Genomic DNA, 22,202 nt, shown 5'->3' with positions numbered 1-22,202 from the left:
CGCTGAAATTAATCCAGTGCGCGGTTCACGGCAGACACCATCGCCTTGATCGACGCGCGCGTCGTCGACCCCGCAATGCCCACGCCCCATGCTGTGGCACCGTTGACCTCGCTGTAAATGAAGCAGGCCGCGTCCGCGTCGCCGCCGGCCGTGCGGGCCTGCTGACGGTAATCCTTGACCTCGTACTTCAGACCCAGCGAGCGCAACGCGTCAGCGAAAGCCGCGATCGGGCCGTTGCCCGCGCCGGTGATCTCGCGCTCGGCGCCGTCGAAGACGACCGTCGCCGCGACCTTCGCCTCGTCGTCGTCCGTCTCTGCCGCGTCGACGTGCAGATTGACCAGCTCGACGTGGCTATCCAAATCCAAGTACTCGCCGGCGAAGACATCCCACATATTCTTCGAATTGACCTCGCCGCCCTCCGAATCCGTGATGGCCTGGACGGTGGAGGAGAACTCGGCCTGCATCTCCTTGGGCAGGTTGATGCCGTGGTCCGTCTTCATGATGTACGCGACGCCGCCCTTGCCCGACTGGGAATTGACGCGGATGACCGCCTCGTAGTCGCGGCCCACGTCCTTCGGGTCGATCGGCAGGTAGGGGACCTCCCATACCGTTTCGCGCAGCTCCTCCCACGCGACATCGGTGGAATTCGCGTCGGGGCGGACCTTCTGCGCCAGGGCGTCGAGGCCCTTGTTGATCGCGTCCTGGTGCGAACCGGAAAACGCAGTGAAGACGAGCTCGCCGCCGTACGGGTGGCGCTCCGGGACGCGCAGCTGGTTGCAGTACTCCACGGTCTCGCGGATGCCCGCGATATCGGAGAAGTCGATCTGCGGGTCCACACCCTGGGTCAGCATGTTCAGCCCGAGCGTGACCAGGTCGACGTTGCCGGTGCGCTCGCCGTTGCCGAACAAGCAGCCCTCGATGCGGTCCGCGCCGGCCAAGTAGCCGAGCTCAGCTGCCGCGATGCCCTCCCCGCGGTCATTGTGCGGGTGCAGGGACAAGATGATGCAGTCGCGCTTGGCGAAGTTCCGGTGCATCCACTCGATCGAATCCGCGTACACATTCGGGGTGATCATCTCCACCGTGGCCGGCAGGTTGATGATCATCGGGTTATCCGGGGTGGCCTCCATGATGTCCACCACCGCGTCACACACGTCCACCGCGAAGTCGAGCTCCGTGCCGGTGAAGGACTCCGGCGAGTATTCCCAGCGCCAGTGCGTGTCCGGGTAGTCCTTCGCCACCGTCTTGATCAGCTCGGCGGCGTCGGTGGCCAGCTTCTTGATCGCGGCGCGGTCCTTGCGGAACACCACCTCGCGCTGCAACTTCGACGTCGAGTTGTAGAAGTGCACGATCACGCGCGGCGCACCGGCGCACGCCTCGAAGGTGCGGCGGATCAGGTGCTCGCGTGCCTGCACCAGCACCTGGATGGTCACGTCATCCGGGATCATGTCCTCTTCGATGATCTCGCGCACGAAATCGAAATCCGTCTGGGATGCCGACGGGAAACCGACCTCGATCTCCTTGTAGCCCATCTCCACCAGCAGCTTGAACATGCGGCGCTTGCGCTCCGGGCTCATCGGGTCGATGAGTGCCTGGTTTCCGTCGCGCAGGTCCACGGCGCACCACTGCGGGGCGACGGTGATCTTCTTGTCCGGCCACGTGCGGTCCGGCAGCGTGATGTCCTCTACCTCTTTGGCGAAAGGCAGGTAACGCTCGAACGGCATCGATGAACCGCGCTGTGTGTTCCACGCGGGCTGGTTGGGGTTGCGCGGGCCGTTCGGCGTGCGGGTTTCTGCGGGTGCGGCAAAGTGTGCGTCAGACGGAGTCATGGCTTTTCAAAGTCCTTTTCTAGGAAATCTGCGGTGGGTGTGTTGAAAAGAAGCGCACGGCCGGCATGCCGAACTCCGCGACGGGGCGCCGGCCGTGAAATATGAGGCCTAGAACCCGCCGCGGCGCAGAAGTAGGGCAGCTCCCGGGAGCGCCGACATCGCCGTGGTTGCCAATGACATGTTTCACATCCTAGCCACAGTGTGGCGTTGCGCAACCATCCGGCCTTCCAGTCACAGGGATTTGCGCGACAAGAAGAAAGTGGAAACGAACATCGCGGCGACAGCCAGCGCCATCATCGCCCAGCCCCACACGGTCGCCACCGTGAATTTTTCACCCAGCAGCGTCATGCCGAGCGTGTACGCGAGCAGCGGCTCGAAAATCTTCATCGCGGGCAGCGACTGCGACAAATTGCCCGCGCTGAACGCATACTGCTGCACAATCGTCCCCACGACAGCCGCGCCGAGCAGGGCATACAGCGGCCAGGTGGTCACCAGCTCAGGCACGCCGCCGCGCACGAACGCGTCAACGGTCGTCTTCGAAAACACCGCCAGGTAGCCGAAAATCGCGCCGCAGACCGCCCCCAGCAAAAACGCGCGCATGACAGAACCGGTCCGCCTCGCCGCCGCGACCGTCACGGTCATCACCACAATTCCGGCGCCCAGAGCAATCAGCCATTCGCTTATCGACGCCTCCCTTGCCCCCGGCTCCGGCCTTCCCAGCACCACCAGCACTCCCACCGCAATAGTGAGGACCGTGGCCCAGAAGGTCTCATCGATCTCCATCCCCCGGCGCTCCACCTTCGCCGACAGCACCAGCGTGAGCAGCAGCGACAGAACCAGAACCGGCTGCACCACCAGCAGTGTTCCGAAAGCCAGTGCCACCGCTTGGAACCCGTAGGCCAGCCACGCCAACGACAAAGACAGCCACCATGTCGGACGCCTGATCGCCCCAATCGCCCCCGACGACCCTTCCTGCTCCGCGCTGTAGCGCAGCACGATTTGGTGGCGCCATACGGTACCGATCGCGATCGTCAGCGCTGATGTGAACGCGAAGAGTACGGCGAGGGCATTGTTGTGCACCGTGCTCATAGTAGTGGGTGGGGCGGGGCGAATTGCCGAAGCAATTCGAGCAACGGGAAATCGGCGCCGAATATAGTCCTATACAGATGCGCGTTTTCTCGCTTAACCTGTTTAGCGGTCTAGGGAGAAGTCGAGCCGTTCGTTCCGCGCTGACAACTTCATAGAATTTGTGCACGTTATTTTGATTGAAAGGCGGACCAGGGTGGCACTGATCGTCCAGAAATACGGTGGATCCTCGCTTGAGAGCGCTGAGCGGATTCGTGCCGTCGCGGAACGTATCGTGGCCACCCACAAGGCGGGCAATGACGTCGTGGTGGTCTGCTCCGCGATGGGCGACACGACCGACGAGTTGCTGGACTTGGCCGCGCAGGTCAACCCGACCCCGCCGCCGCGCGAAATGGACATGCTGCTGACGGCGGGGGAGCGCATCTCCAACTCGCTGGTGGCTATGGCGGTGGCAGGGCTCGGTGCGCCGGTGCAGTCCTTCACCGGTTCCCAGGCCGGTGTGATCACCACTGAGCGCTACGGCAATGCACGCATCCTCGAGGTGACGCCGGGCCGCGTTAAAGATGCGATCGACGCGGGCAAGATCGCCATCGTCGCCGGCTTCCAGGGCGTCAACCGGGACACCCGCGACGTGACCACCCTGGGCCGTGGCGGTTCTGACACCACAGCGGTAGCGCTCGCGGCAGCCCTCGGCGCAGACGAGTGCGAGATCTACTCCGACGTCGACGGCATCTACAGTGCGGACCCCCGCATCGTCCCCGATGCGAAGAAGCTCGACCAGATCTGCTTCGAGGAGATGCTCGAGCTCGCCGCGTCCGGGTCGAAGATTCTGGTGCTGCGCAGCGTCGAATACGCCCGCGCATTCAATGTTCCCATGCGAGTACGCTCGTCTTACAGCAACGATCCCGGCACGCTCGTGACCGGAGCGATGGAGGATATCCCCGTGGAAGAAGCAGTCCTGGTCGGTGTCGCCACCGACGATTCCGAAGCAAAGATCACCGTGTTCGGTATTCCCGACGTCCCGGGTGAGGCCGCGAAGGTCTTCCGCGTGCTCGCCGATGCCGAGATCAATATCGATATGGTGCTGCAGAACACCTCCACGCAGGGCAATAACGTCACCGACATCACCTTCACCCTCCCGATCGCGGACGGGCCGCGCGGCATGGAGTTGCTCACCAACCTGGTGAAGAACGAGGGCTGGGAAGATGTCACCTACAACGACGAGATCGCGAAGGTCTCGCTCGTGGGTGCTGGCATGAAGTCCCACCCAGGCGTCACCGCGGACTTCACGGAGGCGCTGCGCGACAGCGGCGTCAACATCGGCATGATGAACACCTCGGAGATCCGTATCACGGCTGTTGTGCGTCGCGCGGACATGGAGGACGCAGCGCGCGTCATCCACGAGAAATTCGACCTCGGTGGAGACGAGCCTGCCGTCGTCTACGCAGGCACCGGCCGTTAAAACGCACAGAACAAAGATTGGAGCAAAAGACATGACCACCGTCGCCGTCGTCGGAGCCACCGGCCAGGTTGGACAGGTGATGCGGGAGATTCTGCAGGAGCGTGATTTCCCGGCAGATAAGGTGCGCTTCTTCGCGTCCCCGCGTTCGGCCGGCAAGGAGCTCGAATTCCGCGGCGAGACGATCGTCGTGGAGGATCTCACGCAGGTCACGGTCGATTCCGTCAAGGACGTCGACATCGCGTTGTTCTCCGCGGGCGGCTCGACATCCAAAGAGTGGGCGCCGGTCTTCGCGGAGGCAGGCGCGACGGTCGTCGATAATTCTTCCGCGTGGCGCAAGGACCCGGACGTTCCGCTCATCGTCTCCGAGGTCAACCCCGGCGATGCGAAAAACCTGCCCAAGGGGATCATCGCGAACCCGAATTGCACGACGATGGCGGTCATGCCTGTCGCCAAAGCGCTTGACGACGCAGCGTCGCTCACCACCATGCGCGTCGCCTCCTACCAGGCGGTGTCGGGGTCGGGTCTGGCAGGCGTCGATACGCTTGCTGCGCAAGTCGCTGAAATCGGTGACCGGAATGTGGACCTCACTCACGACGGCTCCCTGCTCAACCCGGACGAGCTCGGCCCGTATGTTGCCCCGATCGCGTACAACGCGCTCCCGATGGCCGGCAATCTCGTCGACGACGGCTCGTTCGAAACCGACGAGGAGCAGAAACTGCGCAACGAATCCCGCAAAATCCTCGGTCTGCCTGACCTCAAGGTCTCCGGTACCTGCGTGCGCGTGCCCGTCTTCACTGGCCACACCATGGTCGTCCACGCCGAATTCGAACGTGAGATCACGCCTTCCTCGGCTATCGAAGTGCTCAACGACGCACCCGGTGTCTCCGTCGTCGACGTTCCCACCCCGCTTGCTGCTGCGGGCAAGGACGACTCCCTCGTCGGCCGTATCCGCCAAGATCAGGCCGTCGACGGAAACCGCGGATTGGTCTTCGTCGTCTCCGGCGACAACCTGCGCAAGGGTGCTGCCCTGAACACGATCCAGATCGCAGAGCTGCTGGTCTAGCCTTCCTTGACTACGATGTCCACGGTGTAGGTTGGGCGCGGCCCGTCGTCGTCATGGCAGATACCGGTCACGTCCGGCATTTGGCGGAAGCAATCCGCCACCCTGATGGTGCCTTCGCCGGGGGCCAGCGCAGTCACCACAAGGTAGGTGTTTCCGCCGGCGCCATCGATCGAAGGATCCAGCGGATCTTCGTTGACTTCTTCAACCTCGACGATGTCAGGTGACGGCACCTCAGTAAGTGCATACCACGTCCCTGCCGAGAGATTATGCCAGCCGACACCGATCCTCACCGACTCTTCCGGCTTGAGCACGATAGGTTCCTCGATTTCGCTAATGCTCAGCGACTGCGGCGGTGGAACAGACAGCGCACGAAACATAAGCACGGTCAGCAACGCTGCGAGAAGCACTGCGAATCCTGTAACCGCAGCTGCTATCCACGCTTGGCAGTTCCTCCCCCTCATGGCCTCAGAATTCTAGTCGCTTGTGCCGGCGACAAGGTCGCGTCGCGCACGCGCCACACGAGAGCGGATCGTGCCCACTCGCACATTCGCGATCTTCGCCGCTTCCTCGTAGGTGTACCCCAGCACCTGGGTGAGGATGAGGGCTTCGCGGCGTTCGGGAGCCAGCGCGTCGAGAAGCGTTCGTGCGTCCATCACCTCGGACCACGTGTTCGGGTTGTCGCGGCTCGGCTGCTGCGCCGCGACATCGTCGTACTCCGCCGCCGCTTTCCGAGGCCGGGCCATGTCGTGGCGTACCGAATCCACCCACGCACGCCGCGCCAACGACAACAACCACGTCCGTGCACTCGATCGCGCCGCGAACCGGGGGAGTGCCCCCAACACCCGCAAATACGTCTCTTGTGTCAAGTCATCCGCCTGCTCCCTGCCCGCCAAGTGAGCCAGCAGGCGCCACACATCGTCGTGGGTCAAGCGAATGAACTCAGACAACGCCTGCTTATCGCCACGTCCAGCCCGCAAGGCCAGATCCGTGACATACGCGTCGTCCCTTTTATTCACGAGTGCAGACGTTACCAGCCTAAACAGCGATGACCTGCGAACGATTGCTGATTAGCGTTCTGAAGCTGACAGCCCGCTGCGGAATAGTTCAAACAAAGGAATGAGTTAGGGCGAACTTGGTTGAAGGGCCTATAGCGCGTGCGTAGTGTCGGATTCACCAGTGAATCAAACCTGATTTAACGAGGAGGGCCATCTACATGGCTGAGAACAAACCCGCTGAAGAAATTGTCAAGAAGGGCGAGCGCGCTGCCGGTAACGGTAAGACCACCCGCCTGGGCGGCCAGCCGGTCGCGTCGGAGAATATCTCCGTCACCGCCGGTCCGCAGGGCCCGAACCTGCTCGACGACATCCACCTCGTCGAGAAGCTCGCCCACTTCAACCGCGAGAACGTCCCGGAGCGCATCCCGCACGCCAAGGGCCACGGCGCATTCGGTGAGCTGCACGTCACCGAGGACGTGTCCAAGTACACCAAGGCCAAGCTGTTCCAGCCGGGCACCGTCACCCCGATGGCCGTGCGCTTCTCCACCGTCGCCGGTGAGGCTGGCTCCCCGGACACCTGGCGCGACGTCCACGGCTTCGCTCTCCGTTTCTGGACCGAGGACGGCAACTACGACATCGTCGGCAACAACACCCCGACCTTCTTCCTGCGCGACCCCGTTAAGTTCCCGGACTTCATCCACTCCCAGAAGCGCCAGCCGGACTCCGGCCTGCGCAACGACGAGATGCAGTGGGATTTCTGGACCCGCACCCCGGAGTCCGCTCACCAGGTGACCTACCTGCTCGGTGACCGCGGTACCCCGAAGACCTCCCGTCACCAGGACGGCTTCGGCTCCCACACCTTCCAGTGGGTCAACGAAGAGGGCGACGCAGTCTGGATCAAGTACCACTTCAAGACCCGCCAGGGCTGGGAGTGCTTCACCGACGAAGAGGCAGGCAAGATGGCCGGCGAGAACGCCGACTACCACCGCCAGGACCTGTTCGAGGCCATCGAGCGCGGCGACTACCCGATCTGGGATGTCAAGGTCCAGATCATGCCGTTCGAGGACGCGGAGAACTACCGCTTCAACCCGTTCGACCTCACCAAGACCTGGTCCCAGAAGGACTACCCGCTTGTCGACGTCGGCTACTTCGTCCTCAACCGCAACCCCAAGAACTTCCACGCTCAGATCGAGCAGCTGGCACTGGACCCGTCCAACATCGTGCCGGGTGTCGGCCTGTCCCCGGACCGCATGCTGCAGGGCCGTGTGTTCGCATACGCTGACCAGCACCGCTACCGCATCGGACCGAACTACAAGGACCTGCCGGTCAACCAGCCGATCGTTCCGGTGAACACCTACGCAGAGCGTGGCCCGATGGCCTTCTTCTTCAACAACGAAGGCGAGCCGAACTACAGCCCGAACCGCACGGACAAGGGCGCCGGCTACCTGGATAACGGTGAGGATTCCTCCTCCAACCACACCTCCTACGGCCAGGCACACGACCTGTACGTCAACCCGGACCCGCACGGCACCGACCTGGTCCGCGCCGCGTACGTCAAGCACGCCGAGGACGACGACTTCGGTCAGGCAGGCACCCTGTACCGCGAGGTCTTCGACGACGCTGAGCGCGAGCGCTTCATCGACAACGTCACCAACAAGATGCTGCCGATCCAGGACAAGGACGTCGAGGAGCGCACCTTCGCCTACTGGGGCAAGGTCGACGCCGACCTCGAGCCGAAGCTCCGCGAGGTGCTTGCTGAAAAGCGCAAGAACGCTTAAGGCTTAAGATTCAAAGCTCAGCGCTAGCTGCACCAAGCTAGGCGCCAAGCACGAAGCCCCGCCGGGCCGCTGCCACGAAAGGCAGTGCCGGCGGGGCTTTGTTTTTCCACGTCTTCGTCGAGACGACGCGTGTATATTGCGGGATATACAGACGGGAAGGAGGGCATGATGACTCAGCGAATCGAAACTAGCGTTTTCAAGTCCGGAAACAGTCAGGCAGTACGCATTCCAAAAGCTTTTCGCTTTTCGACGAGTGCAGTTACCGTAGAGAGCGTCCCCGAAGGTCTGCTCCTGCGTCCGAAAGAAGACACTGTTGCCGATACCCTCAGGCGCTTGCGGTCGTTTCAGGAAAAACACGGAATTGTCGGCGGCCTGCTCGAGGATGTTGACGATCTTCCACCTGAACCAGTCGTCGACTTCGACGAACCGCAGAGCCGGAAGCGTCCATGAAGTATCTGCTGGACACGAACGTGTGGATCGACCTGGAGCGGGGCTCCGATGAACAGGTAATGAGCCGCTGTTCTGTTCTTCCGCTGAGCAGTATTTGCCTTTCGGAGATCGTGCTTGGCGAGTTGCTGTCCGGCGCGAAACGATCCCGTGAGCCCGAACTGGCGCAGAATTCAGTGGAAAACCTCGTGCACGGTTTTCCCCGAGTGGGCATCGATTCTGCTGTCGCTCAAGCGTATGCGGAAATCAGGTCCTGTCTCGCTGCCAGAGGCGAGATCATTGGGGCCAACGACATGTGGATTGCAGCCCAAGCCAGGGCCTTCGGTCTCACACTTGTGACCGCTAACGTGGATGAGTTTCAGAGGGTGCAGGGGGTGGTGGTGGAGGACTGGCGTCGATAAGCGTTATTGCTTTTTCGCGCGCTCCTCGCGCAACAGCGCGGCGCGCGGATCGACGACGGTGACGCCATGGATCGAGCGGCCCATAATGAACGAGCCGACGGAGCCGACGATCCACACGCCGAGGATGGCGATGACGGCGCGGATGAAATCGCCCACGTTGAAGCCCTCCGTGGCCCAGTCAGCGGTGAGCTTAGCCAGAATGAGCGCGGGGAACGCCAGGCACACCAGCGGGCCCATGAGGTTGACGCGGGTCAGCGCGTTGGGGGCGCGTAGCTGCAGAATGAGGGTCGCCACCGACATGAAGACGGCGAAGAACACGAACACGAGCACGATGATCTGCCAGATAGCCATTAGCGGCGCCCCCTCGAGATGATGCGGGACATCGACAGCGTCGGGATCGCGCCGCAGACGAGTGCGGCGAGGATCGCGATTTCGTAGCCGATGAACGTGTGGTTGAACAGGGTCCAGATGAGGTAGAGGCAGACCATCGCGTAGAAGATGTAGTCCGCCATGACTGCCCTGGTCAGCTCGTCTTTGTTAAGCAGGATCGCCGCCAGGCTGACAACCAGGCACACGGCCATGATGCCGATGCAGACGGTGAGGATCGTTTCAAACATGGTTAGTTCCTCTCTTTCGTGGCGCGCACGGCACGGCGTCTGCGGGCACGAGCGCGGGCACGGCGTTCGCGGCGAGCACGGTCGGCGGCGTCGACGGGGTCGGCGGCATCCGGGTCGAGGCGGTCGCGGAAGTCACGGTAGGGCTCCCACAGCACCTGCGCGGGGTCGATGGGGTCGTCCTTGACGCGGGGGGCGACGTGCTCCTCCATGTCGGCGAGCCCGGCGACGATGTCTTCGGGGTTCGAGCCGAAGGCGGCTTGGACGAGCATCACCTGCGGCTTGCCGGGAATATTGTCGCGGAAGCCGAAGGACAAGGTGGAGGGGGTCGCGGTGACGGAGGTGGAGAACCAGAAGAGTTCCCAGTCGCCGTCGATACGCAATGGGTAGTAGATGATGATCGGGTCGATGCCGGAATTCGGCCGGAAAGCGGCGAGCGCGGTGGAGAGTCCGGCGAGGATGATTTCCTTGACGATCCAGAAGAAGTAGCCGATTCCGTGCAGGATTATCTTCATTACTGGCCCCCTTGCAGGTTAGCGGTGTCGGGCACGCCGACTGGGTCGGAGCCGAGGACGGCGGAGGAGTAGGAGTCGACGTCCAAAAGCGCGTCGATGGAGCCCGTCGCTGCGCTCCACAGCGGGCCGGCGGCGATGAACATCGCGAGCGAGATGAGCATCAAGCTTGCCGACGGCGCCAGCAACGCCCCACGCACCTTCAGGTTCCCCGGGAATCGCTGCATCGGCTTGCCCCAGAACACTTCCCGCCAGACGCGGAACATGGCCAGCATCGCGCCGAACGACGCGATGATGATCGCGGCGATGACCACCCACGAGCGGGCGTCGCCGGCGCGGGCAGCCGCGAAGACGAGGGAGAGCTTGCCCCACAGGCCGGAAAACGGCGGGAAGCCGATGACGGAGAACGCGCCTGCCGCGAACACCCACGCAGCGAGCGGGTCGCGCCGCGCCAGCCCGGAGAGTTTCGAGATCGTGCCGGTGCCGTACGTTTCCTCGATCGCGCCGGCGTTGAGGGTGAGCGCCCCGATGGTGATCATGTGGTGGAGCGTGTACATCAGGCCGGCGGCGAGCGCATAACGCGGCTCCTCCTGCGTGAAGGCCAGCATGATGAGGATGAACGGCATGCCGTTGACCATCTGGTAGCCGAGGACCTGGCGGATCGTCGATTCCGCGAGGCCCGCGTACGCGCCGACGAGCATGGAGACCACCATCACGGCGATGATCAGCCAGTTCCAGCGCGGATCCATGTCGAAGATGACGACCCAGATGCGGAACAGCATGTACACCGCGACCTTCGTGTGCAGGCCGGAGAACAGACCCATGACAGCAGCGCTTGTCGACGTGTACGTCCGCGGCAGCCACGTATGCAGCGGGAACACAGCGGCCTTCGCGCACACGGCGATGACCACGATGCCCATGGCGACTGTGACGGGGCCGTTGCCGGCCGCCGCGCCCTGCAAAGCGCCGATATTGACCGCCCCGGCGACCGCGTAGACGAAACCGACGCCGATCAGCAGGAACGTGGACGCGGAAAGATTGACCAAGACGAACAGTCGCGCCGACTGGAGACGGTGGCGGGTACCGGTCATGGCGATGAGGCCGTAGGACGGCAGGAGCATGACCTCGATCATGACGAAGAAGTTGAACAAATCCGCCGTGAGCAGTGCACCTGAGACACCGGTGAGTAGCACCAGCGACAACGGGGTGTAGTACCGCGCGTGGGTCTCACCGGAGATGATGGCGAACCAGTTGGAGACCAAGGCCACCAGCATCGTCGTGATGAGCATGATCGCGGAGAACTGGTCGGCACCGAGTGCGATGCCTGCGCCGCCGGGGTAGAGGCCGATGACGTGGCCGATGGGGCCGTGTGCGGCGGTGTGGGCGTAGAGCCAGATGCCGCCTGCCAGGTTCACGGCCGGAATGATCAGTCCGAGCGCGCTATTGAGAGCGCGGGACGGGGAGATCGCCGTGATCGCTGCGACGATGAGCGGCAGCGCGATGAAAACAGGAAGGATCGTTTCGGGAGCCATTAGCCACGCACCCCCTTGTGGGCCTTGCGGCCGGCGGTGGTGAGTGCGCCGGGGCCGAGTTTGGCGGCTTGCTCGGCGTCGAGAATGTTGTCGATGGTGTCGTCGTCACGCCCCAGCGCGGCCATGAGCAGCAGGATCGTGGTGGTGGCCATCGCGATCACGATCGCGGTGAGCACGAACGCTTGGGGGAGCGGGTCCGCCATCTCGTCCATCGACGTCTGCGACGGGAAAGCTTCCCCGCGCCACGCCCCGTTGCCCGCGGCGAGCAACATCAAGTTGCCCGCGTGGCCCAGCAAGGACATGCCGAAGACAATGCGCACCATGCCGCGCTGCATGATCAAATACACCGCCCCGGCAATGAGGATTCCGACGGTGGCTGCGTATATCATCGTGCGCCTCCTTCATTGGCGGGAGCGTCCTTCTCAGACGTGCTCCGCGCTGGGTTGCCGCGCGAGCCGGAGGTGACGGCCCGGGCGAGGTCCACCGGCTTGGATGCCGGGTTGATGGGCTTGGGACGGGGGTCCACAGGCTGCTCTGCGGCGATCGCCAATGGGACATCCGGCAGCGGGTTTTCCTCGCCACGGTGGTAGGCGAGCTGTTCGCGTTCCGCACCGGGGCGGAGGTAGCCGCCCATGCCATTGATCGCCATGGTGAGCATGCCCAGCACAGCGAGGTAAATGCCCGCGTCGAAGATGAGCGAGGTGGTCAGGTGCTCCCCGGCGATCTCGCCGTGGATGGCGTAGAGGAAGCCGCCCTCGAGGAATCCGATGAAGCCTGCCGTCAGCGCGACGATCACACCGACGCCTGCGAGATAGACCGGAGTCTTCTCGCCGACGGCGTTGTCGTCGGAGCCCTGCGAGAGGTAGCTCAAAACGAATGCGGTGGCCATGACCAGTGCCGCGATGAAGCCGCCGCCGGGGACGGTGTGGCCGCGGAAGAAGATCAGCACGGACAGCACAACCAAGATCGGGATGATTAGCTTGGTCACCTTGCGCAGAGGCAGGGTGTTCAGGCGGGATTGGCCAAACGGGGCGGGGCGGGTGCCCTCCTGGAAGTCGTGGCGAGGCACGGAGGTCGTCACGGCGGCGATCACCACGGCAGCCATACCGAGGACGGAGAGCTCGCCCAAGGTATCGAAGCTTCGGAACTCGACGAGAATCACCGCGACGATATTGTCGCCGCCGGTCAGCGGACCGGTCTCGTTGAGGTACCACATGGCCAGCTCGGAACGGTCCTGACGGCCGGTCAGGCCGTAGACTGCCGCGAAGGCCACGACACCCGAAATCACAGCGAAGATGCCCGAGAGGACCTTGCGGCGCTTCGACACATCAGGGAACAAGCGCGGCTGGTAGCGCAGCACCATCATGATCACCACGACGGTGAGCGCCTCCACCGTGAACTGGGTCAGGGCGACATCCGGGGCGCCGAGCAGCAGCATCTGCAAGCTCACGCCCACACCGGCAGTTCCCAGCATTAGTGCCGCCGTCATGCGCTTTTTGGTGTTCACCATGCCGATCACCGACACAACGATGATCGCCAGCGGGAGCAGATCCCAGTAGTTGTCCACGCCCTCGGTGCGCGGCGCCAGATCAACACCGTCGACGCCGGTGGTGAGCAAGATCGTGACCAAGCCCAGCGCAACGACCACGCCGATTGGCCACTTCAGGTGACGCGACGGGTTGTACGAATCAGCCATGGAGCCGGCGAGGCGGCCGACCTGTTCCGAGGCATTCACGATCATCCGCAGGATCTCGTTGCCGGTGTAGGGGAGAAGCATCTTGTTCTCCAGTGCCTTGTACACCGGCTTGCGCACGAAAATGAACGCGATGCCCGCAGCCAATACCAGTGCAGACACGATGAACGGCCACGTTATGCCATGCCACAGCGCGAGATGCGACTCATACGAGTTGTCCCCGGTGATGGAGTGGACGGCGCGGGTGACGGGGCCGTCGATAAGCGAAAGCCCGAAGACCGCCGGGACGGACATGAGGCCCGGAACCGCTGCAGGCAGCCACAGCGAGACAGGCGCTTCGTGGACGCCGCTCATGTCGCGCGTGCCGTCGATGAACGCGCCGAAGACGATTTTCGCGGAGTAGACGAACGTCAAGAATGCTGCGAGACCAGCGAGGACAAGCAGGACCGTGCCGTATTGTGTCTGGTGGAACGCCTCCAGGATCGACTCCTTGGACACGAAACCGAACAGCGGCGGGACCGCAGCCATCGACGACGCCGCCACAACGACCGACGCGAAGGTGAACGGCATCTTGTTGTAGATCTTGCCCAAGCGGCGGATATCGCGGGTGCCCGTCTCGTGGTCGATGACACCGATGAGCATGAACAGCGACGATTTGAACAACGCGTGGGCGAGCGTGTGCACCAGCGCCGCCGCGAATGCCGCCGGGGTACCGATGCCCACCGCCGCCACGATCCAGCCCAGGTGCGAGACCGTCGAGTACGCGGTGAGGTGCTTCAAATCCGTCTTCGTGATGGCGAACAGTGCCGACATCAGCGCCGTGCCCAGGCCGAAGACGACCAGGATCGTGTTCCATGTCGGGTTCGACCCGAAGATCGTGGAGAAGCGCAGCAGCAGGTAGACGCCGGCCTTCACCACGGCTGCCGCGTGCAGGAACGCCGAGACCGGGGTCGCCGCTGCCATCGCCTCCGGCAGCCAGAAGTGGAACGGGAACTGCGCGGCCTTGGTGAAGCCGGAGAACGCGATCAGCACCGCCACCGTCGTGGTCAGCTGCGGGTTCGCGGCCCACACATCCGAGGTCACGATGCCGTCGATCTGTGTTGTTCCGGCGCTCACCGCCGCGACCGCGAGGCCAGCCAGCAGCGTCAGGCCGCCGAAGAACGTCAGCGCGAGCGTGCGGAACGAGCCCGCCTCGCCCGACGAACCGGAGCGCGCGATGAGCAGGAACGACGCGATCGAGACGAGCTCCCAGGCGATGAACAGCACCACGACATCGCTCGCCGTCACGAGCAGGAGCACCGACAGCGAGAACGCGGTCATGATTGTGTAGAAGCTCGTGTTGCCGTCGTTTTCAGGCAGGTACGACGCGGAATACAGCATCACCACGCCGCCGATGACGAGCGCGAGGAGCCCGAAGAACAAGCTCAGCCCGTCCGCGCGCACCCCGAGCTCCACCACGGTGCCCGGCCCGAGCAAATCATTCGCCCAGGTAGTTGAGAAAGTCGGTGTCGCGCCGTCCCGCGCAGCGTTGGCAAGGATGCCGGCCGCGACGAAGAAGACCGGCCCGATCACCCACCCGGCTCGGCGGTCGATTGCGCGCACCAACACGGGGGATAGCACCACGGTCGCGGCAACTAGCCCAAAGACCAAAAGAAGAGCCATGTGTGCTCCAGCCTGTGTAGCGGTTGGCAAACATGTAAAGAGTAACAGTAAAGCGACGTAGAGTTCGACCTGCGGTGTGTCACATACATAACATTCGCCACAATCATTACATTGCTCGGTATGAAGTGGAACGCCATCACGCCTGTCGCCGCCCTTCTCGTTCTGGTCGTCGCAGCATTCGCACCCATGAGCCCCGCGTCCACGTGGGTTCCGCGCGGTGCCGAGAACACATCCGGCGCGCCCGCCGCCTACGCCGGCGCCGACAACCTCGGCAACGCACGCCGCGCCGCCGGCGACGCCAGCGCACAAGCAGGCTTCCTCACCCAGGGCACCAGCAAGCTCAAAGACGGCACCGAAGAGCTTCGCGACGGCTCCGGCGAACTCGCCGACGGCATCTCCGCCGCTAAAGACGGCGCCGATGAACTCTCCAACGGCATGATCGAAATCCAGGCAGGCACAGGCCAGCTTGCCGACGGCGCCACCCGCCTCGCAGACAACGTCGGCGGCGCCGTCGACCAAGTCGTCGGATTCGACGCCATCCGCGGCCAGGTCCTCTCCGCCATCGACGACACCCTCGAAGGCACCCGCGACAGCAACGACCCCGACGTCAAGGAGCTGCGCCGCCAGCTCGAAGACCTCCGCAAGCAAGTCGACACCGCCGAGCTGCCCGAAGACTGGACCGACAAACTCACTGAGCTCAAAGACGGCTCCCGCGAGCTCGCCAACCAGCTCTCCACGCCCGGGTATGCCTACCACGACGGCATCTACTCCGCGACGAACGGCGCCTCCGACCTCGCCGAAGGACTTGGCGAAATGGACGACCGCGTCGGCGAAGCAAAAGACGGCGTTCAAAAGCTTGTCGACGGCGCCACCAAAGTCGACGACATGTCCAACTCCACGAAAGACCGCATCGGCGACATCCAGCGCGCCCTCCCTGCCGCTGCCCCGGTGGCAGGCTCGGCGGGAGCGGCGGGGGCTGGGACTGCTGAGGGGGCGTCGATAAGCTCTTCGCTTCCTCCGCTCGCCGCGATGCTCGTCAGCGCCCTCGCTGTGCTCGGCGGAGTCGCCGCAGCCCTTGCTGCCTACGGCGTGACCCGGTCCCGGTGGACCATCCTCGGCCTGGGAGTCCTGCTCGCTGCTGGCGCTGGCACCATCCTCGTGACGATCCTCGGCACGGGACTCAGTCCCGCGGCGATCGCCGTCACGGGTCTCGCACTTGCCCTCGGCACCCTTGCTTCTGCGGGGATCACCTGGATCCTCCGCGACGCTTTCGGTGAACTCGGCGGAACCGCCGCCGCCGGCATTTTCGCCCTAGCGCAAACCGGCGTGGTCGGCTGGGTGTGGTCGCGCGCCGCCACCGGCGAAGTTGAAGGTGTCGTCCGTGCAGTGTCGTCCGCCATGCCCATGCACTGGAGCACCTCCGCGATTTCCGCGGCAGGCAACAACGGCTCCGCCACCGCGATGTGGACCGGCATCGGTCTGTCCGCCCTGCTCGCTGTGCTCGGAGTCGTGGCCATGCGCATGAGTCGCCCAGTTGCAGTGCCGGCCGAGGACGCCGTCGACGCTGACTATGCGGATGCTGGCTACACAGACGCCGACTACGCTGCCGACGATTACGCAGACGCCGACTATGCGGACAACGACGACCTCACATACGCGGGCCATGACGACACCGCTGTCCTCGAGACAGACGAAGCTATCGAACATAGGCGCTAAACCGTTCTCCAGCGGTCGTGGCCGTCATGTAGGCTCCTGCGCTGTTCCCCGAAACTGGGAGAACAACTCACATAACTGAACAAAGGAGTCGCGCATGACCACGCTCAACGCCCGTCAGATCCTCGAGCGGGAAGGTCGCCCGCTTATCGCCGACCTGCTCGGGCCCGTCAACGGTTACCGCCATTCGCCCAATTCCGTGCGCCGTTGCTCGAAGTGCTACGACGAGATCATTCTCCACGGACGCTACGGATGGCTCCATTGTGAATCGCTCGAGCATGACTGCCTCGACGCGGAGAACACAGCTACCTGTGCGCGCTAGCCTCTCAAGACGGAGTTTCTGTGTTACTAGCGGGGCAGGAGCGACCTCCGTAATCACATGGTGCGGGGCTTAGGAAATTAGCAACCTATTGTTTCCTTGGAAGTCTTCTATCTGTATAGAAGCTGTGATTTAGTTCGCTTTTAGATGGGTGTTAATCCATCTGGTTCCTCATTTTCCCGCCACCGGCGCCATCCCGGAGCCGCAGCGATTACAGCGAACAGGAAACTTCATGCGCGCAGCAACATGGAAATCGGTGGCTGCGAGTCTGAGCGTTATCGCTCTGACCGCCGCCACAACCCCCACCACTCAAGCAGCAGTTGATCTTAATTACGAGGGCTACAACGGTGAGCCGTCGTGCATCTCCATTGACAGCAACGGCAACGTCAAGGCTCCGCAGCCGGGCGATTGCGCCCAGTTCGGCAAGGGCGGCCAGGGCCGCTCCGACGAAAAGGCAAAGAACGTCATCATGATCGTCGGCGACGGCATGGGACACCAGGAAATCACCGCGGCCCGCAACTACCTGCTCGGTGCCGGCGGCCGCTTCGACGGCCTGGACAACCTCACCGCCACCGGTGCCTACACCACCTTCGCCATCGACGAAGACGGCAAGAAGAGCTACGTCACCGACTCCGCGGCTTCCGCTACCGGTTGGGCGACCGGCACCAAGAGCTACAACGGCGCGCTCGGCGTCGACATCGCCAAGAAGCCGCACATCAACCTTCTCGAGATGGCAAAGAATGCCGGGATGCGCACCGGTAACGTGACCACCTCCGAGATCCAGGACGCTACCCCGGCAGCGCTGGGAGCCCACATCTCCCAGCGCGGCTACTACGCACCGTCTGGCGATTCGAAGCCGGTCAAGGGAGACGAAGCCCGTGAAAAGGGCGGCCTCGGCTCCATCTCCGAGCAGCTCATCGATACCCGTGCCGATGTCACCCTCGGCGGCGGTGCCAAGTACTTCGACACCAAGGTGATGGCGGACAGCGGCAACACCAACCCGTTCCTCGAAGGCGACGCGAAGTTCGACACCAAGTGGGAGAAGGACAAGACCGTCGCAGAGAACGCCGAAGCTAACGGCTACAAGATTGTCCGCACCCGCGACGAGCTCGCCGCAGTCACCGAAGCGAACCAGGACAAACCGGTTCTGGGCCTGTTCCACGACAAGAACATGACCCGCCGCTTCGAGTCCTCCGCCCCGACCAAGGGTGGCGCGACCGCCGAGCCCACCACCTGTAAGGAAGCCAATATCGGCAACGAGCCGGAGCTGGCGGACATGACCAAGAAGGCCATCGAGCTGCTGGACAATCCGAACGAGGAGAAGGGCTTCTTCCTGCAGGTCGAGTCCGCATCCATCGACAAGGCCGACCACGCCGCAGACGCCTGTGGCTTCATCGGCGAACTCAAGCGCCTCGAGGACGCCGTTGCCGCCGCCGTGGACTTTGCTAAGAAGGACGGCGACACGCTGGTCGTCGTTACCGCCGATCACGCCCACACCGCGCAGATCGTGCCCGACGGCAAGGATTCTCCGGCTGTGACCACCCGCCTGCACACCCACGACGACAGCAACATGTCCGTCGCGTTCGGCACCGTGCCTGTCGCTCAGGTTGAGTCGGGCGACTTCTCCATGCAGCACACCGGTTCCCAGGTCCGCATCGCCGCGTACGGCCCGGCGTCCGAGAACGTCTTCGGCCAGATCGACCAGACCGATGCTTTCTACGTCATGGCCAACGCGCTCGGCCTCGGCGACTGGAAGGTGAACACAGCTCCGGTCGTGCGTGACTTCACCGCCCGCAACGCCGCCAACGGCGACCTTTGCTACCAGCTCGAAGCCGGTAAGGCTCCGCAGGTGGGCGACTGCGCGAAGTTCGGTAAGACTGGCCAGGGCCTCGACAATAGCAAGGCGAAGAACGTCGTGATCATGCTTGCCGACGGCACCGCCGACGCCGACATCACCGCCGCCCGCAACTACCTGCACGGCGCCAGCGGCCGTTTCGAGGCTGTGGACAACCTCGAATACACCGGCTACCACACCACGTACTCCCTGGATAAGGAGACCGGTAAGCCGGACTACGTCACCGACTCCGCAGCATCCGGTTCCTCCCTCTACTCCGGTATCAAGACCTACAACGGTGCCCTCGGCATCGACAATAACGGCAAGCCGGTTCCGACCATGGCTGAGCTTGCAAAGGCAGCTGGCATGAAGGTCGGCAACGTCTCCACCGCGGAAATTCAGGACGCCACCCCGGCGGCCTTCGCTGTTCACGCACTCGACCGTGCGGACTACGCACCGTCTGGCGACAAGAAAGTGGCGCAAGATGCACAGCGCCGCGAAAACGGTGGTCTCGGCTCCATCTCCGAGCAGCTTGTCGACGTCCGTGCTGACGTCACCCTCGGCGGCGGTGCCCGCTACTTCGACACTGAGGTCATGGTCGACGGTAAGAACGGCGAAACCACCTGGACCAAGGGTAAGACCGTCCTTGACAACGCCCGCGACAACGGCTTCGAGATCGTCACCGACGCTAACGGCCTCGACGCAGTGCAGAACACCGACAAGCCTGTGCTCGGATTGTTCTCCCCGAGCCACATGCCGCGCATCTACAAGGAGACCGTTCCGACCGAGGACGGTGCGATGAAGGATGCTCAGCGCTGCGAGGCTAATCCGGAGTACACCGACCAGATCCCGACGCTGGCGGCCATGACCCGCAAGTCCCTCGAGCTGCTGCAGAACGATAAGGGCTTCGTCCTCCACGTTGAGGCTGCTTCCCCGGACAAGGCCAGCCACGGCGCTGACGCTTGCGGCATGATCGGCGAGATCCGCCAGTGGGACGAGTCCATCAAGGTCGTCCAGGACTGGGTTGAAGAGACCGGTGAGTCGACCCTGATCATCGCCACCGCCGACCACGCCCAAACCCCGATGATCACCTACAACAACAAACCGACCGCCGGCCTGACCACCAAGCTGAAGACCGCAGACGGCGCCGACATGTCCCTGGTGTACTCCACCGCGAAGTCCAACGACCCGAAGGACGCTCTCGGCGGCCAGCAGCACACCGGTGCACAGGTCCGCGTCGCCGCATCCGGCCCGGGTGCCGCTAACTTCACCGGCCAGATCGACGAGACCGACATCTTCTTCGCTGCGATGAATGCTGTTGGTGTGGACACTGAGCAGGACATCGACCTGACTTCGCCGTGGGCGCATGACACTCAGGAGACCCCGGATAACTCTGGTTCCACCGATGGGTCGGCCAAGAACGCCGGTTCTTCTATCGGCATCCTCTTCGGCATCATCGTTGCACTGCTGGGTGCGGCTGCCGTGCTGAGCCCGCTCTTCCCGCAGGCACGCGAGATGTTTGAGAACGCCCGCAAGAACCTGCCGTTCTAAAACCGGGTGAGTTGCTCTCCCGTAATCTCTACGGGCACGAGTCGTAAAACAGCTCCCCGCTGGTCGGACTGTGAAAACAGTCACCGACTGGCGGGGAGCAGTTCTTTTCTGAGGGAGGGAGTGTTTGGGCGGGGTTAAGGGTCAAAACGGGGTGCGGACGTTTTGTTAGACAGTTTCGATCTCACGCTACATTGACTTTTCGATATTCGGCAATGCTCAAGCCATCGAGGCTGATCTTGATTCGGTGATTGTTATAGAACTCGATGTATGTCGCGATTGCTTCTTTGAGCTCTTGGGGGTTCTGCCAGGTTCTGCCGTAGTACATTTCGTTTTTCATCCGGCCGAAGAACCCCTCACATGCTGCATTGTCGGGGCTACAGCCTTTCTTCGACATCGAGCGAACTATTCCGAACTTCGCGGTCATGCTTCGCCAGCTGCTGCCTCGGTAATGTGCTCCGCGGTCTGAGTGAATCACCAAGGATCTATCCATTGCGGGCTTTTCGGTTGCGATTGCTGCGTGCAAAGTTTCCTCTGCTAACTCCATGGTGGGATGAACACTTGTTTTTGCTGCCACGACCTTGCCGTCAAAACAGTCGATGATGGCAGACAGGTACACGCGACCTTGGTTAGTAGCGAAAACGCTGATGTCAGTCAGCCACAACCGGTTTGGATACTCAGCATGAAAATTGCGGTTTACCAGGTTAGGTGGTGCGGGAGAAATTTCCCCCTGATAGCTGGAGTAACGCCATTTACGTTTCGGGAACCAGGGTCGAATTCCCTCTTCGTGCATGAGACGGCGGACGACCTTCTCACTGATAACGATCCCGCGATGGCGCAGTTCCCACCAAAGTCGGCGATAGCCGTAGGTGTTATTCGACTCAGAACTGATCTCATGAAGCATCTCGCGGATATGCGCGTGCTTATCCGGAGCAAATCGCTGTTGGAGCTGGTAGTAGAAGCTTGATGCCGCAAGATCAATAGCAGCAAGCAGCATAGATAACGGAAACTCGCCGCGTAACGCGTCAACCACTTCAGCTTTGTGCTTATTGCTGAGCTGACCCGGGATGACGCTGACGTCTTTTTTTACAAGTTCCAGCTCCTTTTCCAAAACAGCCTTGTCAACGAGCAGTTGAGCCATCTGCTTTTTCAGTTCTGCAGGATCATCGGCTAATGATTTCTCGAATGCTGCTCGGGTGGGCATGCGAGTGTGCTCTTTGCGTTCTCTTTTCGACATCAAACCCCATTCTCCCTCTTCACGGTAGCGTTGTGCCCAGGAATAGACGCTCATATTTGAGCGCAGCTCGCATTCCACAGCGATGTCGGCTGGCCTCCAGCCCGCGTTGAAGAGCTCAACAGCACGAAGCTTGACCTCAAACGGGTAGCGGGTCAATGTTTTTGACTGTTTGCGGGGGCGACCAGGTTTGGCGGGTTCACGCAACCATTTGTAAAGCGTCCATCGCCCTGGATAACCAAGTTCACGGACGGTCTTGGTCACAGATTGAGTGCGTTTGTAAACCTGGAGAGCTCTGCGTCGCTGCTCCTTGGTGTATGAGCGGTTCATAATGGAATCCTCCAAGATTCCGTCCGCATCCCCTTTTGTCGTTTAACCCTTTGGGCGCGACTCCGGAGCTACCTTGAGCCGTGCCTCGGCAAAAAAGAAAAAGAAGCCGCTGAAAATCAACGACTTCTTTCTTGGTGTTGGTCGGGATAACAG

At 62.6% G+C, this 22,202-nt stretch carries 19 protein-coding genes; 8 read left to right on the top strand and 11 right to left on the bottom strand.

Features of this window, described 5'->3' with window-relative positions:
- Positions 1 to 8: 8 nt before the first annotated feature.
- Together leuA and M3G19_RS09985 are read right to left on the bottom strand one after the other, a co-directional pair.
- On the bottom strand, positions 9 to 1,826 hold the full coding sequence (leuA, locus tag M3G19_RS09990) for a 2-isopropylmalate synthase (RefSeq protein WP_259902474.1): 1,818 nt from the start codon (positions 1,824 to 1,826) through the stop codon (positions 9 to 11).
- Positions 1,827 to 2,057: 231 nt separating this feature from the next.
- The gene (locus tag M3G19_RS09985) at positions 2,058 to 2,915 is read right to left on the bottom strand and encodes a DMT family transporter (RefSeq protein ID WP_259902473.1); all 858 of its coding nucleotides are present in this window, start codon (positions 2,913 to 2,915) and stop codon (positions 2,058 to 2,060) included.
- Between the two features lie 193 nt (positions 2,916 to 3,108).
- Here M3G19_RS09985 and M3G19_RS09980 point away from each other — a divergent pair, with 193 nt between their 5' ends.
- Together M3G19_RS09980 and M3G19_RS09975 are read left to right on the top strand one after the other, a co-directional pair.
- Positions 3,109 to 4,374 carry an aspartate kinase gene (locus M3G19_RS09980; protein WP_210575436.1) on the top strand — a complete coding sequence of 422 codons (1,266 nt, stop codon included), beginning with the start codon at positions 3,109 to 3,111 and terminating at the stop codon, positions 4,372 to 4,374.
- Positions 4,375 to 4,405: 31 nt separating this feature from the next.
- Positions 4,406 to 5,437 carry an aspartate-semialdehyde dehydrogenase gene (locus tag M3G19_RS09975; RefSeq protein ID WP_259902472.1) on the top strand — a complete coding sequence of 344 codons (1,032 nt, stop codon included), beginning with the start codon at positions 4,406 to 4,408 and terminating at the stop codon, positions 5,435 to 5,437.
- On the opposite strand, the gene M3G19_RS09970 is transcribed toward M3G19_RS09975, so the two are convergent.
- Positions 5,434 to 5,820 (bottom strand): protease inhibitor I42 family protein, encoded by a 387-nt coding sequence (locus M3G19_RS09970; RefSeq protein ID WP_259902469.1) that lies wholly within the window; start codon positions 5,818 to 5,820, stop codon positions 5,434 to 5,436. The genes M3G19_RS09975 and M3G19_RS09970 overlap by 4 nt on opposite strands.
- Before the next feature lie 90 nt (positions 5,821 to 5,910).
- Complete coding sequence (locus M3G19_RS09965) at positions 5,911 to 6,453, bottom strand: RNA polymerase sigma factor (protein WP_259902468.1); 543 nt, start codon at positions 6,451 to 6,453, stop codon at positions 5,911 to 5,913.
- A gap of 197 nt (positions 6,454 to 6,650) precedes the next feature.
- Here M3G19_RS09965 and M3G19_RS09960 point away from each other — a divergent pair, with 197 nt between their 5' ends.
- The 3 genes from M3G19_RS09960 to M3G19_RS09950 all read left to right on the top strand — a co-directional run bounded on the left by M3G19_RS09960 (position 6,651) and on the right by M3G19_RS09950 (position 9,058).
- Complete coding sequence (locus M3G19_RS09960; RefSeq protein WP_259902467.1) at positions 6,651 to 8,210, top strand: catalase; 1,560 nt, start codon at positions 6,651 to 6,653, stop codon at positions 8,208 to 8,210.
- A gap of 168 nt (positions 8,211 to 8,378) precedes the next feature.
- The gene (locus M3G19_RS09955) at positions 8,379 to 8,660 is read left to right on the top strand and encodes an antitoxin (RefSeq protein WP_210575417.1); all 282 of its coding nucleotides are present in this window, start codon (positions 8,379 to 8,381) and stop codon (positions 8,658 to 8,660) included.
- Positions 8,657 to 9,058 carry a type II toxin-antitoxin system VapC family toxin gene (locus tag M3G19_RS09950; protein WP_259902464.1) on the top strand — a complete coding sequence of 134 codons (402 nt, stop codon included), beginning with the start codon at positions 8,657 to 8,659 and terminating at the stop codon, positions 9,056 to 9,058. Before M3G19_RS09955 ends, M3G19_RS09950 begins: the two co-directional genes overlap by 4 nt.
- 3 nt (positions 9,059 to 9,061) lie before the next feature.
- Here the strand turns inward: M3G19_RS09950 and M3G19_RS09945 are convergent, their stop codons facing one another.
- The 6 genes from M3G19_RS09945 to M3G19_RS09920 are packed head-to-tail and all read right to left on the bottom strand — an operon-like array spanning position 9,062 to position 15,071.
- Entirely contained in the window at positions 9,062 to 9,409 is a 348-nt protein-coding gene (locus M3G19_RS09945) for a Na+/H+ antiporter subunit G (RefSeq protein WP_259902463.1), read from the bottom strand.
- The gene (locus M3G19_RS09940; protein ID WP_210575411.1) at positions 9,409 to 9,675 is read right to left on the bottom strand and encodes a cation:proton antiporter; all 267 of its coding nucleotides are present in this window, start codon (positions 9,673 to 9,675) and stop codon (positions 9,409 to 9,411) included. Before M3G19_RS09940 ends, M3G19_RS09945 begins: the two co-directional genes overlap by 1 nt.
- 2 nt (positions 9,676 to 9,677) lie before the next feature.
- Positions 9,678 to 10,187 carry a monovalent cation/H+ antiporter subunit E gene (locus M3G19_RS09935; RefSeq protein ID WP_259902462.1) on the bottom strand — a complete coding sequence of 170 codons (510 nt, stop codon included), beginning with the start codon at positions 10,185 to 10,187 and terminating at the stop codon, positions 9,678 to 9,680.
- Positions 10,187 to 11,716 (bottom strand): monovalent cation/H+ antiporter subunit D family protein, encoded by a 1,530-nt coding sequence (locus M3G19_RS09930; RefSeq protein WP_259902461.1) that lies wholly within the window; start codon positions 11,714 to 11,716, stop codon positions 10,187 to 10,189. The genes M3G19_RS09935 and M3G19_RS09930 overlap by 1 nt, the downstream gene beginning before the upstream one ends.
- Positions 11,716 to 12,105, bottom strand: a complete 390-nt coding sequence (locus tag M3G19_RS09925; RefSeq protein ID WP_259902460.1) for a cation:proton antiporter subunit C — start codon at positions 12,103 to 12,105, stop codon at positions 11,716 to 11,718. Before M3G19_RS09925 ends, M3G19_RS09930 begins: the two co-directional genes overlap by 1 nt.
- Positions 12,102 to 15,071, bottom strand: coding sequence for a DUF4040 family protein (locus M3G19_RS09920; RefSeq protein WP_259902459.1), 2,970 nt, complete (start codon positions 15,069 to 15,071; stop codon positions 12,102 to 12,104). Before M3G19_RS09920 ends, M3G19_RS09925 begins: the two co-directional genes overlap by 4 nt.
- A 120-nt stretch (positions 15,072 to 15,191) precedes the next feature.
- Between M3G19_RS09920 and M3G19_RS09915 the strand changes: the two genes are divergently transcribed.
- The 3 genes from M3G19_RS09915 (at position 15,192) to phoA (ending at position 20,488) form a co-directional block, all read left to right on the top strand.
- Positions 15,192 to 16,787 carry a hypothetical protein gene (locus M3G19_RS09915; protein WP_259902458.1) on the top strand — a complete coding sequence of 532 codons (1,596 nt, stop codon included), beginning with the start codon at positions 15,192 to 15,194 and terminating at the stop codon, positions 16,785 to 16,787.
- Positions 16,788 to 16,881: 94 nt separating this feature from the next.
- Positions 16,882 to 17,106 carry a hypothetical protein gene (locus tag M3G19_RS09910; protein ID WP_210575399.1) on the top strand — a complete coding sequence of 75 codons (225 nt, stop codon included), beginning with the start codon at positions 16,882 to 16,884 and terminating at the stop codon, positions 17,104 to 17,106.
- Positions 17,107 to 17,335: 229 nt separating this feature from the next.
- On the top strand, positions 17,336 to 20,488 hold the full coding sequence (gene phoA / locus M3G19_RS09905) for an alkaline phosphatase (protein ID WP_259902457.1): 3,153 nt from the start codon (positions 17,336 to 17,338) through the stop codon (positions 20,486 to 20,488).
- A gap of 181 nt (positions 20,489 to 20,669) precedes the next feature.
- Here the strand turns inward: phoA and M3G19_RS09900 are convergent, their stop codons facing one another.
- A complete protein-coding gene (locus M3G19_RS09900; RefSeq protein ID WP_259902456.1) occupies positions 20,670 to 22,049 on the bottom strand; it encodes an IS3 family transposase in 1,380 nt (459 codons plus the stop codon).
- Positions 22,050 to 22,202: the final 153 nt, after the last annotated feature.

Origin of the sequence: Corynebacterium sp. p3-SID1194, assembly GCF_025144155.1 — a bacterium.
GTDB lineage: Bacteria > Actinomycetota > Actinomycetes > Mycobacteriales > Mycobacteriaceae > Corynebacterium.
The sequence above is the reverse complement of the archived record's forward strand: the minus strand, read 5'-3'. Positions and strand labels throughout refer to the sequence as shown.

Excerpts from the sequence above, each read along its gene's own strand:
- leuA (WP_259902474.1), bottom strand. The coding sequence starts at position 1,826 with ATGACTCCGTCTGACGCACACTTTGCCGCACCCGCAGAAACCCGCACG.
- M3G19_RS09985 (WP_259902473.1), bottom strand. The coding sequence starts at position 2,915 with ATGAGCACGGTGCACAACAATGCCCTCGCCGTACTCTTCGCGTTCACA.
- M3G19_RS09975 (WP_259902472.1), top strand. The coding sequence starts at position 4,406 with ATGACCACCGTCGCCGTCGTCGGAGCCACCGGCCAGGTTGGACAGGTG.
- M3G19_RS09960 (WP_259902467.1), top strand. The coding sequence starts at position 6,651 with ATGGCTGAGAACAAACCCGCTGAAGAAATTGTCAAGAAGGGCGAGCGC.
- M3G19_RS09955 (WP_210575417.1), top strand. The coding sequence starts at position 8,379 with ATGACTCAGCGAATCGAAACTAGCGTTTTCAAGTCCGGAAACAGTCAG.
- M3G19_RS09950 (WP_259902464.1), top strand. The coding sequence starts at position 8,657 with ATGAAGTATCTGCTGGACACGAACGTGTGGATCGACCTGGAGCGGGGC.
- M3G19_RS09945 (WP_259902463.1), bottom strand. The coding sequence starts at position 9,409 with ATGGCTATCTGGCAGATCATCGTGCTCGTGTTCGTGTTCTTCGCCGTC.
- M3G19_RS09940 (WP_210575411.1), bottom strand. The coding sequence starts at position 9,675 with ATGTTTGAAACGATCCTCACCGTCTGCATCGGCATCATGGCCGTGTGC.
- M3G19_RS09935 (WP_259902462.1), bottom strand. The coding sequence starts at position 10,187 with ATGAAGATAATCCTGCACGGAATCGGCTACTTCTTCTGGATCGTCAAG.
- M3G19_RS09930 (WP_259902461.1), bottom strand. The coding sequence starts at position 11,716 with ATGGCTCCCGAAACGATCCTTCCTGTTTTCATCGCGCTGCCGCTCATC.
- M3G19_RS09925 (WP_259902460.1), bottom strand. The coding sequence starts at position 12,105 with ATGATATACGCAGCCACCGTCGGAATCCTCATTGCCGGGGCGGTGTAT.
- M3G19_RS09920 (WP_259902459.1), bottom strand. The coding sequence starts at position 15,071 with ATGGCTCTTCTTTTGGTCTTTGGGCTAGTTGCCGCGACCGTGGTGCTA.
- M3G19_RS09915 (WP_259902458.1), top strand. The coding sequence starts at position 15,192 with ATGAAGTGGAACGCCATCACGCCTGTCGCCGCCCTTCTCGTTCTGGTC.
- M3G19_RS09910 (WP_210575399.1), top strand. The coding sequence starts at position 16,882 with ATGACCACGCTCAACGCCCGTCAGATCCTCGAGCGGGAAGGTCGCCCG.
- phoA (WP_259902457.1), top strand. The coding sequence starts at position 17,336 with ATGCGCGCAGCAACATGGAAATCGGTGGCTGCGAGTCTGAGCGTTATC.
- M3G19_RS09900 (WP_259902456.1), bottom strand. The coding sequence starts at position 22,049 with ATGAACCGCTCATACACCAAGGAGCAGCGACGCAGAGCTCTCCAGGTT.